9 protein-coding genes are annotated in these 14959 nt (G+C 41.2%); 7 read left to right on the top strand and 2 right to left on the bottom strand.

The genetic code is table 11. The annotated features are described in order from the left end of the window. Positions 1 to 83: 83 nt before the first annotated feature. From htpX to K5L93_RS00420, 3 genes are all read left to right on the top strand, one after another. Complete coding sequence (htpX, locus tag K5L93_RS00430) at positions 84 to 956, top strand: protease HtpX (protein WP_220717994.1); 873 nt, start codon at positions 84 to 86, stop codon at positions 954 to 956. Positions 957 to 1163: 207 nt separating this feature from the next. Further along, positions 1164 to 2141 carry an ABC transporter substrate-binding protein gene (locus K5L93_RS00425; RefSeq protein ID WP_220717993.1) on the top strand — a complete coding sequence of 326 codons (978 nt, stop codon included), beginning with the start codon at positions 1164 to 1166 and terminating at the stop codon, positions 2139 to 2141. Next, the gene (locus tag K5L93_RS00420; RefSeq protein ID WP_220717992.1) at positions 2134 to 4620 is read left to right on the top strand and encodes a putative bifunctional diguanylate cyclase/phosphodiesterase; all 2487 of its coding nucleotides are present in this window, start codon (positions 2134 to 2136) and stop codon (positions 4618 to 4620) included. Before K5L93_RS00425 ends, K5L93_RS00420 begins: the two co-directional genes overlap by 8 nt. Before the next feature lie 14 nt (positions 4621 to 4634). On the opposite strand, the gene K5L93_RS00415 is transcribed toward K5L93_RS00420, so the two are convergent. Together K5L93_RS00415 and mobB are read right to left on the bottom strand one after the other, a co-directional pair. Then, positions 4635 to 6773, bottom strand: a complete 2139-nt coding sequence (locus K5L93_RS00415) for a dihydrolipoyl dehydrogenase family protein (protein ID WP_220717991.1) — start codon at positions 6771 to 6773, stop codon at positions 4635 to 4637. Between the two features lie 52 nt (positions 6774 to 6825). Further along, entirely contained in the window at positions 6826 to 7350 is a 525-nt protein-coding gene (mobB, locus tag K5L93_RS00410; RefSeq protein WP_220717990.1) for a molybdopterin-guanine dinucleotide biosynthesis protein B, read from the bottom strand. A gap of 119 nt (positions 7351 to 7469) precedes the next feature. Here mobB and tamA point away from each other — a divergent pair, with 119 nt between their 5' ends. The 4 genes from tamA (at position 7470) to K5L93_RS00390 (ending at position 14907) form a co-directional block, all read left to right on the top strand. Then, positions 7470 to 9164: an autotransporter assembly complex protein TamA gene (gene tamA, locus K5L93_RS00405; RefSeq protein WP_220717989.1), complete on the top strand. Its 1695-nt coding sequence runs from the start codon at positions 7470 to 7472 to the stop codon at positions 9162 to 9164. Further along, complete coding sequence (tamB, locus tag K5L93_RS00400) at positions 9161 to 12949, top strand: autotransporter assembly complex protein TamB (protein ID WP_220717988.1); 3789 nt, start codon at positions 9161 to 9163, stop codon at positions 12947 to 12949. The genes tamA and tamB overlap by 4 nt, the downstream gene beginning before the upstream one ends. 42 nt (positions 12950 to 12991) lie before the next feature. Continuing rightward, on the top strand, positions 12992 to 13318 hold the full coding sequence (gene nrtS / locus K5L93_RS00395) for a nitrate/nitrite transporter NrtS (RefSeq protein ID WP_220717987.1): 327 nt from the start codon (positions 12992 to 12994) through the stop codon (positions 13316 to 13318). A gap of 218 nt (positions 13319 to 13536) precedes the next feature. Further along, positions 13537 to 14907: a glycoside-pentoside-hexuronide (GPH):cation symporter gene (locus K5L93_RS00390; RefSeq protein WP_220717986.1), complete on the top strand. Its 1371-nt coding sequence runs from the start codon at positions 13537 to 13539 to the stop codon at positions 14905 to 14907. The last annotated feature ends 52 nt before the right edge of the window (positions 14908 to 14959 follow it).

Genomic DNA, 14959 nt, shown 5'->3' with positions numbered 1-14959 from the left:
ACCTTGTTTAAACCATTGAAAAATGTGAGTTATACCCCATATATTATAGTAATTGGGTAATTCCATCATAATCGAGGAAGACGATGAAACGTATATTGTTGTTTTTAGGCACTAACTTGGCTGTTGTTTTAGTGCTAGGCATTGTAATGAATATAGTGTTCTCTGCTCTGGGGATCTCTACCCAAAGCATGGGCGGCTTGTTGATTTTCTGTGCTATTTTTGGCTTCGGCGGCTCTATCATTTCTTTGCTTATTTCTAAGTGGATGGCAAAGCGCTCTACAGGTGCTCAGGTTATTACAACACCGAGAAACCAAACTGAAGCATGGTTGGTTGATACCGTGGCAAGGCAGGCAAAAGCTGCAGGTATAGGTATGCCAGAAGTTGCTATCTACAATGCTCCAGATATGAACGCATTTGCTACTGGCGCTAAGCGAGATGATGCCCTGGTAGCTGTGAGTACAGGTCTTTTAGATAACATGACTCGTGACGAGGTCGAAGCTGTTCTAGCCCACGAAGTGAGCCATATTGCTAATGGCGATATGGTTACCCTTACTTTGATCCAAGGTGTAGTTAATACCTTTGTAATGTTCCTAGCGCGAATCATCGCTAACGTTATTAGCTCTGCTATGAGCAATAATAATGAGAACGGACAGGGAATGGGAACCTTTGCCTATATTGCAACTGTGTTTGTGCTAGAAATGGTTTTTGGTATTTTAGCCAGCATTATTGTCATGTGGTTTTCGCGTCAACGCGAGTACCGCGCCGATGAAGGCTCTGCCAAGTTAGTTGGTAAAGACAAAATGATTAATGCCTTACAGCGTTTAGGTGGAAGTAGAGAGCCTGAAATGGAAGGCTCTATGATGGCTTTTGGTATCAACGGCAAACGTTCCATGAGCGAGCTGTTTTTGAGCCACCCACCTTTAGAAAAACGCATTGCTGCATTGCGAGCGAGATAAACTCGGCCAATTGATCAAAAACTTTAATAAAAGTGCCGTATAGACGGCACTTTTTTGATCTTACGCTTAGTTTTTAAGCGTAAACTTTTATGTTTGTAAAATCCTCCAAAATTTTGAACTGATTGCTTTCTTTTTACGCTTGGTGCAAGCAGAATGGGTGATTAGTTTTAGTTGTACGCTCAGGAAGAGTTAAGAACTATCAGGGATATGAAAGTTACCTTTTTATCAACCAAAGCGATTAAGTGTGGACTACTGCTGTTTTTGGGTAGTTTCTTGATTGCATGTCAAAGTGAAATTCAACCGCTGCGTGTTGCCGTTTCCCCATGGTTGGGGTTCGAACCTATATTTCTGTCTAAACAGCTCTCTTTTGAGGGTTCAAACGATTACATTGTTAACGAGCTTACTACTCCCAGCCACGTGATGCATGCGATAAAAAGTGGGCAAGTAGATGCGGGTTTTTTAAGCCTAACCGAAACAATTAGTTTGTTAGCTGAGCGGGTCGATTTAACCGTGGTGGCAATCATCGACAGAAGTGTAGGAGGCGATGCTTTAGTCACTCGGCAAGATATAACCAACATTGAACAATTAAAGGGTGAGCGCATTGGTTATGAAAGTTTATCAGTAGCATCTCTTGTGATGGATGATTGGTTACAAGATACCAAAGTTAATGCTGATGATTTTGTATTAGTAGAAGCCAAACTTGATGAGCAGTTAGCGCTCTTTCGCAGAGGTGAAATTAGTGCGGTTATGACTTCTGGGCCTATTCAAAGCCGTTTAGTAGATAATTTATCTGCCAATGTGCTTTATAAGAGTGCTGCACAAGGACAATCTTATTATCGAGTCATGGTGGTAAGAACTGATGTGTTACAAAAGAAACGTAATAGTATTAGTAAACTATTAGGTAATTTTTACAAAGCGAATACTTGGCTAGAAGAGCATTCGCGAGAAGGCTACAAGCTAATTGCCAAGCGTACTCAGTTATATAGTAAAGAAGTTCGTCAAGCTTATGGAAATATTCAAATGCTTAATGCTCAACAAAGCATTGCACTTTTCTCGGGTAATTTTATTTTGAGACTTGCGCAAGAAAAAGCGCAACGTATGGCTGAGTTGGAATTGATCCACCGAGCGCCCGACTTGTCTCGAAGCTTTACCAGCCAGTGGTTAATGGAGTTGAACGGTGTATAGGTTTAAACGGATTTCATTAAGTGTAGTAATACCAATTCTAGCACTAGCTTTGTTAGTTATTGCTCAAGGTTTATTGTTATTGGGTACACTTCATGAGCAACGCAATAATATGGCAGAGCATGCCAGTCAACGTTTACTACATATTGGTTATCAGTTACAACAAAGTTTGTCCGATAGTCTGTCTCGTCATCAATGGGACATTGCCGAGAGACAATTGACTCTAGTTGCGCTAAATCAGCAATTAGATTCTCTTCAGGTTATTGACCCACAAGGTTTAGTACAAATATCGAATAAACGTGCTGAAAAGAGCTTGTTTGCTGCAGATAACGCTAATTATTTTAATACCGAGTTGTTCAATCAAGTAAAAACTAATCGTTCTCCAGTAACGCAAGTGTTGCCAGAGCAATGGCAAGTAAATCTATATTTGCCTTTAGATATGGGTCCAAGGGAAGACAGTTTGAGGCGAGCAGAGCAAGGCGCGATCTTTGTTAGCTATAATCTAAAAAATACTTGGTTGGTCAAGCGACAGATGATCATAGATGAAGCAATTAAAACCTTTATCTACATGTCTGTAGCGATGTTATTACTAGTATTGATGCTGAATCGTCTTTTAGTGCGACCGATTAATAAGTTGGTAGGACGGACTAAACAAATTCAAACTCACCGCAATGCAAATATCGCGGCAAAAAGCCAAGGTGAGATTGGTGCCTTAGAGTATGCTATAGGCAAAATGGCTAATGGTATTCACAGTAGCTTTGCTCAACTGCAACGCAGTGAACAACGTTGGCAGTTTGCTTTGAGCGGCTCTGGCGATGGTATTTGGGATTGGAATCTAATCACGAATTCTGTCTACTACTCGCCCCAGTGGAAGGCAATGTTGGGTTATCAAGATACTGAAATAGGAGAAAAAATTGAGGAGTGGGAGTCTCGTATTCATCCAGAAGATCTAGATAAAACCCTCAATGAATTACGTAAACACCTTAAAAAGAAAAACAAGGTGTATGAATCGATGCACCGGGTTAAACATAAAGATGGTCACTATTTATGGGTGTTATCTAGAGGCATGGTCGTAGAGCGCAGCGAACGTGGTCTACCTTCACGAGTGATTAGCACGCAGACAAACATTTCCGAAGTGCGTTCAGCTCAAGAGTTGGTGCGTTTTCAATCTTCACATGATGACATTACGCGATTGTCTAATCGTAGAAAACTTCTAGAAAATCTGGATTTGGAAATTGAAAGAGGACGTAAGTCCAACAAAGTTGGTGCGCTAATTTATCTCGATATTGACCACTTTAAAAATGTGAATGACATGTTAGGGCATGCCGCTGGTGACTTATTGCTTCGATTAATCGCTCACCGACTTAGAGAAGGGCGAAGCAGTACTGAAACGGTTGCTCGTCTTGGTGGTGATGAATTTGCGTTATTGGTGCCTAATCTTTCTAGTGACCGCGAAGAAGCGAAACAGCTTGCCAGTAACATGGCTGAGCATTTAGGTCGAGTTATTCACAAAGAGTTTGTGATTAAAGGTAACCAAATATCGCTAAACTTAACCACTGGTGTAGCCTTGTTCCCTAATCACGATAGTAATGCTACAGAGATTTTACGTCAGGCAGACATTGCACTCTATCACGGTAAAGATAACGAACGCTCCAGTGTTCATGTATTCTCTGATCAAATGGCCGACGAAATTCAAGAGCGTCACCAGTTAACTAAAATGATGAGAGAAGCGCTAGAAAACGAAGATATGGTGGCGTATTTTCAGCCACGTTATAACGCCAATTTTGAGATGGTGGGTGCCGAAACACTGCTTCGTTGGTTCGACACCAAATTAGGTTGGATTTCTCCTGGGCGGTTTATTCCACTGGCCGAAGAAACTGGCTTAATTGTCACCCTAGGACAATGGGTTATGCGTAGTGCCTGTGAAACGTTAAAAACCTGGGAAGATCGAGGTTTACCAGAAAACTTTAAAACTTTATCAATAAACGTTAGCCCCAATCAGTTCCACCGCAACACCTTTGTGCAAGAAACACTAGCCATTATTCAACAAGCTGGCTGTGACCCTAAACTCATTGAGTTAGAAATTACAGAAGGTGTATTGGTAGATAACGTGCAAGACACGGTAGAAAAAATTCAAGCGCTACGTGATATAGGGGTTCGTTTCTCGGTAGATGATTTTGGTACTGGCTATTCGTCACTGGCGTATTTAAACAAGTTGCCAATTAATTGTTTAAAAATTGATAAGTCCTTTGTGAGCGAATTACAAAGTGGTGGTAGTGAATGTGCCATTATTACGACCATCATCTCTATGGCCGAGAACTTGGATTTAGAGGTTATTGCAGAAGGTGTAGAGACCGAGTATCAATTAGAGTTCTTAAAGTACCGTCGTTGTACGGTTTATCAAGGGTTTTATTTTAGTGAAGCACTTGAGCCAGAGATTTTTGAAGAACGTTTATTTGTGGGTCAGGCTGAAATAGCCTGACCCAGATAGCTTGGTTAAGCTTTTCTTGTCCATGTATGGAATCTTTCAAGATAAGATAAGATTTTTTCAGGAGCGTGATTACGCTTCCATTCACCAGCAACGTACTTGTTGGCTTCCATCATGGTTGGGTAGGCATGTATGGTTCCTAGGATTTTATTTAAGCCAAGGCCATGCTTCATTGCTAAAGTAAACTCGGCCAGTAATTCTCCAGCATGCTCGCCAACAATAGTTGCACCAAGTATTTTGTCTTTCCCTGGCACAGTAAGCACTTTAATGAAACCTTTAGTTGCACCTTCTGCAATCGCGCGGTCTAGTTCTTCCAGTTCAAAATTAGTCACTTCGTAGCCAATGTCCTGTTGCTTGGCTTCTTGTTCATTTAAACCTACACGAGCAACTTCAGGATAGGTGTACGTAGCAGCTGGAATTACTGAGTAATCCGCTTTGAATTTTTTGAATCGACCAAATAGCGCGTTTACAGCGGCATACCAAGCTTGGTGAGCAGCAAAATGAGTAAATTGGTAAGGGCCAGCTACATCGCCAACTGCATAAATATTGGGGATACTGGTTTGCAAATGTTCATTTACCGCAATCGTGCCGCGCTCTGAATTTTCAATACCAAGCTCTTCTAATCCAAAGCCCTTAGTATTTGCAACACGGCCTAATGCCAATATTACTTTATCAAAATTAACCTCTTTTTCTTGCCCGCTTTTAAACAGTTTCACACTTTGCAGACCGTTTTGATTATGAAAACTAACCGCTTTCCAACCTAATAGTAGATTGATGCCTTCATGGGTAAACTGCTCTTCTAACAACTTACTAACTTCTAGATCTTCTCGTATCAATAAGTGGTCGGCCATTTCGATTTGGGTCACTTGTGCGCCTAATCGTGCAAAACTTTGCGCTAATTCACAGCCAATAGGACCGCCACCTAACACCAGTAGCTTCTGTGGGAGTTGTTTAAGCTGCCAAAGCGTATCAGAGGTTAAATACTCGACGTCTTGCAAACCGGGGATGCCAGGTACTAGTGGCCGAGCACCAGTAGCAACCACAATGTTTTGGGTAGTCACCGATTTACCATCTATTTCGACTTCCCAAGGGCTAATAATTTTTGCGGTGCCTTGAACGCAGTTAACCCCTAATTTGGTATAACGCTCGACCGAGTCATGGGGTTCCACTTGTTGAATAACATCATGTACACGTTGCATGACCTTGGCAAAATTTGCTTGTGCATCAACTTTCTCATAGCCAAATTTTTCTGCATTACTCGCTTCATAGGCAAACTTAGCGCTACGTATTAATGCTTTAGAGGGGACACAACCAGTGTTTAAACAATCGCCCCCCATTAAGTGCTTTTCTACTAGGGTGACTTTAGCTTTAACAGCCGCAGCAATGTAAGAACTCACTAAGCCACCAGCACCCGCTCCAATAACCAACATGTTGTTATCAAATGAACTTGGCTTTTGGTAGGGGGCGTAGACTTTACGTTGCTTCACTCCGTTTAATATAGCCTTACTAATGTAGGGAAGAATACCCAATAGGGTGAAGGCGATAAGAAGAGACGGTGACAATATTCCCGATAAGCTATCTAACTTTGCTAACTCGGTGCCTGCGTTTACATACACTACGGTTGCTGGGAACATACCTATTTGGCTTACCCAATAAAAGGTTTTAAGAGGCAGTTTGGTTAAAGCCATTACAAGGTTGATTAAAAAGAAAGGGAAGACGGGTATTAGCCGTAAACTTAAAAGATAAAAAGCACCTTCTTTTGCTATACCTTTATTTATGCTCTTTAGTTTTTCGGCATAGCGCTGTTCTAAGCTGTCTCTTACTAAGTAACGAGCTACTATAAACGCTAAACTCGCGCCGATAGTACTGGCAAATGAAACCATTATTACGCCGTTCACTACACCAAATAATGCGCCGGCCAACAACGTAAGAAGGGCTGCGCCTGGTATCGAAAATGCGGTTACAAATACATACAAAAAGAAATAAGCAACAATAGACACTAAGAGGTGATTTTCTACGGTGCTTTGTAAATCAGCTTGGCTTTGCTTAATGGTTTCGAAGTTGAGCCATTGGCCTACGTCGAACCACATGATAAGGCCTATAACAACAGTAAGCACTGCAACAACAATCAGTTTATTTGGTTTCATATTTTGTTCTCTAAACAGTAGTAACAGTTTATAGACCGATAAGTTTATGATTCTATTTCACAAATTTTTCGTTGTTAGTATAGGCCAATATGAAATCGGCTATAAGCTCAGGTTTGTTTAAATCAAACAGAGGTAGGTCGGTACTGAGGTGATTGGGACTAGCAACGGCGATGATGCGCTTATCATTTTCGAACAATAACGGCTTTCCAAGGTCACTTCGATGAATCTCTATTTTTGCCACTTCGCTATGTCGGTAACCTTCAACTATTACTAAATCGCATAGTTGCCAGTTTATCCAAGACAGTTGTTCGTCTAGTTCGTCATGTTGTTGTTGAATACTAAAGTGGTACCGTTTGTGAGGGCAGGAGAGTATGACTTGATCGGCTCCAGCTGCTACAAATTTTTGGCTGTCTTTACCCGATTTATCCAACTCTATTGCGTGATGGCTATGTTTTATAACCGCTACATTTAACCCAGCTGCCTTTAGCTGCGGAATCAGTTGACTTAGCAAGGTAGTTTTTCCACTACCACTGTAGCCTGCCAAGGCAATAATTGGTTTTGGCCATTTTGTATTCATTATATCTCCATGTTAGCGATTTTTTACTAATTTACCAAAGCCTAAGCCGATAAGTGGTTTTAAACTTTAAAAAAAGCATTACACTGAAAGATTAAAGGATTATCTAAGGATTTAAGCATTTGTTGTTTCGCTTGTGGCCGTTGTTACTTGTATTGTTTACCACCTCGGTAACAGCGATAAATTTTGATTACTTGGGGATTTCAGGTGAAGCAAAAGATAATGTAAAAGTCTACCTAGAAGCGCAAACCTTTCCCGATAACAGTAGTGCCCGCCGTATTATCAGCGCTAGTAGTGAACAAACAAAGCTAGCCTTGCGCGCTTTAGGTTATTACCAAAGTAGAATTAAAATAACAAAACACGCAGAAAATACGTTTTTGGTTGACGTTGAACTAGGTGAACGCTTACAGATAAACAAGTTTGACTTGAATATTGTGGGCGCGGCAAGCAAAGACAGTCGCTTTAACAGTGCTGTTACTCGTAGTGGTTTAGCGCAAGGGCAAGTTTTTACTCACGCAGCATACGACAACCTTAAATCTGAGTTTAACCGCTTAGCTTCTCGTTATGGTTACTTTGATGCGGTTTATCATAAGGCTGAAGTTCAAATAAGTATTGTAAATAATACTGCCGACATTCACTTAAGCTATGATTCAGGCGAGCGTTATCGTTTTGGCGACATCGTATTTACCAACCCAGAGTTACCAAGAACCATGTTTGCGAATTTAGCTGAGTTTAGTAAGCAAGATTATTACGATTCGCAAAAGGTTGGGGAGTTTAATCAACGACTAGGCGAAACAGATTATTTTCAAGTGATATCCGTTCGCCCAGATGTCGAAAATCGCCATGATGACCAAATTGATTTACTGGTTGGCTTGCAATTAAAACCTCGTGATACCTTTGAAGTGGGTGGCGGTATTACTACTGACATTGGCCCTAGGGTTAGATTTAAATGGACTCGCCCATGGGTAAATGATAATGGTCACAGTATCGCCTTTGAAATTGAAGCCGCAGCACCAAAACAAAGTGCCTTGTTTGTCTACCGTATCCCTATTGATAACCCTGTGGATGATTATCTTGATATCCAAACGGGTTACATTAGAGAAAAGACCAATGATACCGAAAGTGAAAAAACCATTTTGTCTACCACTCGCCAATGGCGCCTAGAGAGTGATTGGACTCCTTCTTTATATTTGAGATGGCAACACGAAAGGTATCGCCAGGCAGAACAGTTCTCTGTGTCAGACTTAGTGCTGCCTGGTGTAAACTTTGCACGTTTACGAACCAGGGGGGGGTTAGATCCTTATTGGGGAGATAACTTACAAGTTAGTCTCGAAGTCGCACATCCATATTGGGGCTCAGATGTTGAAATGTTGCGCCTAGCAGGTTTGAGCAAATGGTTACGTTCATATCAAAATCATCGAATGTTACTAAGGGCTGACTTAGGCGGTATTTTTGTAGATGATATTAGTGATGTCCCTGCATCTATGCGTTTCTTTGCCGGTGGCGACCAAAGCATTCGTGGTTACGATTATAAAACGATAGGTCCAAAGAACGAGCTTGGGCAATTAATTGGTGGTAAATACCTCGCGGTTGCCAGTGTCGAGTATAACTATCAATTTGCCGAGAAATGGCGCTGGGCAACCTTTGTAGATGGAGGGACTGCAACCAATGATTTTTCTGAGCCTGTTTCTGTTGGTGTTGGTATGGGTATACGTTGGTTAACGCTTATTGGTCCCCTTCGTTTAGATGTTGCGAAGGGTTTACAGAATGAGTCTGACCCATGGCGCTTACATTTTTCTTTAGGGCCGGATTTATGATTTTTAGGGCCGTTAAATACACGCTAATTTCCTTAAGCGCTTTATTATTTTGTTTAATATTTGCCTTATCCTTTACGCCTAGTACCCAGTGGATATTAGCTAAAGTTAGCGACTTGGTTGATGGTTTAGACATTGTCGAGCCAAATGGTAATTTGTATGAGGGAATACACGCTCAAAATTTGAGCTGGCGACAAGCAGGTTTATTGGTCGAATTACAGGATCTTGAGCTTGCTTTAGATTGGGTATGTATCAGTCAAACTAAGTTATGTGTTGAAAAACTTATTAGTTCGGCACTCGTTGTTACAATCGATACTGAGGTCATGGCTAATGCCTATGCAAGCGAGCCACAAACCGCAGAACCTGAAGAAAGCACCGATCTTTGGCAACCTCCATTTCCATTTGTCGTTAATTTACTTGATGTGAGTAACGCTTCGATCGTCATTGATGGTATTGATATTTCTTGGCAAAAAGTGGTTATTCAAGCTAATTGGGCGGAAGACACTATTCGAGTAGTGCAATTGGATTTAAGTAATTGGCACCTTGCCCTGCCAGTTGAGGGTAAACAGAACGAACAGAGCGCTGCCGAGAGTTTACCAAACAAACCACTATTACCGTTATTGATTGAAGTACCTCAGATTACAATGCCATATAGGGTATATGTTGACGATCTTCGATTAACTAACGGAAATTTGAAGTTTAATAGTCAAGAACTCAAGTTTCCTGTTGCTGAGCTTCACGGGGTTTTAGGGCTTGCTGATATAGAGCTAGCAGATCTTTACATAGAAAGCCCTTGGGGAAGTCTTAAGTTAAGCGGCAAGCAGGCATTTCAACATCGATATGCGTCTTTATTGAAAGGTGTATGGGATATGCCGGTAGGTGATCAGCAATTACGCACCGTATTCAGCTTAAATGGTGATGGTGATGAGCTAAATGCTGAAATTACCACATCAGGGCTGATTGAGAGCCAGTTTGATAGCCAAATAGCTTGGTTGCACACAAATTTACCGTTTGAGCTAAGGGGTGACTTTGCGCAGGCTTTTACCCTAATTGACGAGCAATTAACCCTTACAAGTCTTAGCCTTAACACCAGCGGCGACTTATCCGGCTATAAATTACAACTACAGAGTGAATTATCTGGCGTTCAAGATCTTTGGCTAAACGCTCAGTTACACGGTGATTTAGATAAGCTAGAAGACGTTGATATTAACCTAGAGCTAGTTGAAAAACTTGTTACTGATGAAGCGAACATATCAGTCAAGCGAGATGCAGAAGAACTAAGAACGAGCGAATTTAGCGAGGTGGCTAGAAATGTGGTTGGCGCTTTTAGATTTAATGGGACATTGGCTTGGCAGCCCGAGTTGAGCGCGCATTTTGTTGCTGATATAGATAACTTGCAGCTTAGTCATTGGTTAGATCTGGGTAAAGATATGGCGCTACCTAATTTAGATGGAGATCTCGTTGCTTCAATTAAGGACCAGGCCTGGTCTCTCGATAAAGCCAATATTAAAGGTGAGTGGCTACATCTCCCTTTAAGCGTACGCGCTTCGGCAAGGGGAGATTTAGCTAAAAAGACTAATCAACTTAGTGCGCAACTTACCTTGGCAAATACTAAAATTGAAAGTCGTCTGGAGTTAAACAACCAAGTTCTAGCGCTTAATGCAAATGTAAGTGCAGAAAAGTTAGCTGAGTTGCCTTGGTTGGATGAAGGGTCTGCAAATGCAATCGTTACGATAAGCGGTGGGCTCTCTGAACCTAAGGTTAATTGGGATATTCAGGCAGAAAAACTAGCAAGTAAGCAATTCACGTTAAACACCATAACCAGTAAAGGCAGCGTGAGTTTAGATGAAAGCTTCACTGGTAATCTTGAACTTGCGCTAGCCAACTTAATGGTAGCTGGCGAAACCATTGATGAGGCAACGGTTAAGTACCTTAGTAAGAATAAAAAACAACAACTCAATCTCGCTCTAGACCAATCTAGCCGCAACTTATATTTCGATTTGACAGGGGGCGGCACCTTAGCTTCGTGGCAAGGACAATTAGAGGAAGCTGAATTAACTGCAGAATTAGGTACTTGGCACTTACAAAATTCAATAGATCTTGCTTATCAAGAATCGGTTGCAAGCATTGGCAGCCATTGCTGGTCTCGCGACAATAGTGAGTTGTGTTTACTTTCGCCATTTTCAACAGATGGTAATGGTAATTTGGATTTACGGGTGAAGAACTTTGACTTCTTGTTACTTAATCATTTAATGCCAGAAGGTACAGAAATAAAGGGGCAAGCATCTGCAGATATAAAGGCAAAGTTTAATCAATGGGTTCCTGATACCGCATTGCTTAATTTGCGCCTGAGTCCAGGAGTAGTTTCTCAAAAAACAGACCTTAACAAGGTTAAGTTGAGTTATGAGGTATTAACCTTAGACGCCGACTTATCAGGTGATAGCTTAACTTGGCAAGCATTATTTGAGTCTGAAGAGTTGGGAGCATTGCGGTCATCTGGTGTTACATCGGTTGACAAAAAAGGACAAATAAACGGTAAGTTGCATATAGATAATATACGCCTATCTCCTTTACTACCTTTTGTTGATGTGCTCGACAATTTAGAAGGCCGAATCGACGGTGAGGTTTTAGTTAAAGGCAAGGTAACCTCACCTCATTTACAGGGAGAAATAAATCTAACAGAAGGTTATGTCTCTGGGCCTAACGTCCCCTTGAGTATTGAGCAACTAGAAACACAAGTCGCACTTAACAATCAGCAAGCTAATATCAGCGGTAAATTTAATAGTGAAGATAAAACGGCTCAATGGCAGGGAGTGTTCACTTGGCCCAATAACATCATAGAGGGCGAGCTAAATATAAATGCTAAGTTGTTACCAATTATTGTCGATCCCTATGCTACGTTGGCTGTTTCGCCAGATATAGAAATTAAGCTGGTAGATGACCTTATCGATGTTAGGGGAACCATTGCCGTTGAAGAGGGGGCAATAAAAGTAAAATCCTTACCAGAATCCGCAGTATCAGAATCGGCTGATGCGATTGTTATCGAAGAACAAAATGAAGCCGTTGCATCTCAACGAACCAAGATAGATCTAACGGTGACTTTAGCTGATGTTATTACTTTAGACGCTTTAGGTTTAAACACTAATCTCAAAGGCCACTTAAATTTAAAACAACAACCCAATGAGGCTTTGTTGGCTGATGGCCGAATTGAGCTAGTTGATGGGCGATTTAAAGCTTATGGACAAAATTTAGTTATCGAGAAAGGTTGGCTAATGTTTACTGGTCCGCTAGAACAACCTTATCTTGATTTTCAAGCGATACGTAACCCAGATACTATTTCTGACAACGTAACAGTAGGCGTACAGGTAGTTGGCTTGGCGGATGCGCCACAAGTGAGTTTATTTTCTGAGCCGTCTATGTCTCAAAATGAAATGCTATCTTACTTACTTAGGGGGCGACCATTAAGTGATAATGAACAAGACAATAATGCCTTGTCTTCAATGTTGCTTAGCGCCGGTATTGGTAAAACCGAAGGGCTAGTGGGAAATGTTGGTAGTACTCTTGGCTTAGATGATTTGTCTTTAAGCACCGCAGGTTCGGGAAGTTCCACGCAAGTAGAAGTTAGTGCCTACGTATTACCTGGCGTTCAAGTAAGGTATGGAATGGGCGTATTTGATCCAGTCAACGAATTAACCATCAGGTATGAAATTTTACCTAAACTTTTTATTGAAGCCTTTTCGGGGTTAAATAATGCAATTGATGTTTATTACGAGTTTTATCTAGAGTAAAACTCTAATGGATGTGTTTACACTACGTTTATAAGGTCCTGGATGAATAAAAAAATCTTTGCAAGAGCGCTTGTAGTTGCAGTTATAGTTGGATCGATCTTAAACATAATAAACCAATGGGATATTGTTAATGGCGCGAGCCCAAAGTGGGGCGCGCTGTTATTCACCTATTGCGTTCCGTTTTTAGTATCTTATTTTAGTGGGGCGATGGCTAACAACAATAAGTCAGCTAGCAATGATGATTTAATCGCACAGCTAAACCAAGAGGTACTGAACCTAGAATCAACATTAGAACCACTTGCTCCGTTACCTGCTAACACTAGAGAAAACCTGCTAAGCATTAAATCTCTGTTAAAAATTTACTCTTAACAGCCAACAAGCGGTTAGCTAAAATTCATCATTGTTTAACATTTAATAATTTCTACTGGTTACAAAATTAAGATTTAGCGCGTGGTTTAATCTGTTGATTTTGAGTTGTGTCGCATAAAATTAATATCGTAACTGAGGTTAATTATAAAATAATAGCCTGTCAATACTGATTAAAACAAAATCATTTCCGAAAACCATAAGATGATTTCGGAGATCAGATGAGCACAATTAACCTCACGGTTAAGGAAAAAGTAGCCTACGGCCTGGGCGACATGGGATGTAACTTTGTTTGGCAAACGGTGATGCTGTTTTTAGCTTACTATTACACCGACGTATATGGCCTATCCCCAGTACACATGGGTACTATGTTTTTGTTAGTTCGCTTTATCGACGCGATAACCGACCCAATAATGGGTTCGTTAGTAGATAGAACGCGTACTAAGTATGGTCAATTTAGGCCGTATATTTTGTGGATGGCCATTCCGTTTGGCATAGCCTGTATGGTGACATTCTATACTCCCGATTTAGGTTCTACTGGCAAGGTTATTTATGCCTATGCTTCATACATTCTGCTAACTCTAATGTATACCGCCATTAACGTGCCTTATTGTGCGATGGCAAATGCCATGACCAATGATCCTAAACAACGTGTGTCATTGCAATCTTATCGTTTTGCTTTAAGTACCGCAGGCGGTTTAGTGGTAGCTCTGGTAGCACTTCCCTTGGTTCAATACATCGGACAAGGTGATGAGCAAAAAGGCTATCTTGGTGCAATGGTTGTGATGGGTATTGGCGCAATGTTGCTGTTCTTTTATTGTTTCGCAAATACCAAAGAGCATCATACTGCCGAGCTGAATCCAAGCAAAAAAGGTTCTACCTTTAGTGATGTGAAGTTACTTTGGAAAAATACCCAGTGGCGAGTATTGTTTATCCTAAATATTGTTTTGCTCACTGGCGTTGTTCTAAAAGCAGCTTCGACCATGTACTACGTAAACACAGTGATGGGACGCGCCGATCTAGCCACTATGATGATGGTGGCAGGAATGCTGGCTAATATTGTTGGTGCTATGGCGTCTTCGCCAGTGCTTGGCCGTTTTGACAAGATTAAAACCTATAAAGTGCTGATTGGCATTTCTGGGGCATTATCAGCTGCAATGTTCTTTATTGATCCTAGCAATGTGATTTTAGTGTTTGTTGTAATGATAGTGCTAAGCGTTGTGCAAATGAGCACTACACCGTTGTTGTGGAGCATGATGAGCGATGTGGTTGATTATGAAAAATCACGCAGCGGTCGTTCGTTAAGTGGCATGGTGTTTTCTACCAATCTGTTTGCCATTAAAGCTGGCATCGCTATTGGTGGCGCTATGGTGGGGTGGATTTTAGCCGGTGCAGGTTATGTAGGTGGTGCTGAGCTCCAATCAACTCAGGCAGCTACTTGGATTAACTTACTGTACACCTTTATCCCCGGTGTGTTTTTCTTCTCCTTGGTATTTGTAATGCATTTCTATCGCTTAGATGCGAATACCTTAGAACTGGCGAAACAACAAAGCCCAGAGCAAGCTAACAAGTTTGCTGCCGATGCAGTGTAAGCCACATAGCATTTAATAAAAAAGCCAACATCATCGATGTTGGCTTTTTTGC

Origin of the sequence: Agarivorans litoreus (assembly GCF_019649015.1) — a bacterium.
In the GTDB taxonomy this organism is placed as follows: Bacteria; Pseudomonadota; Gammaproteobacteria; order Enterobacterales; family Celerinatantimonadaceae; genus Agarivorans; species Agarivorans litoreus.
This window is presented reverse-complemented; position numbering and strand designations above follow the sequence as displayed.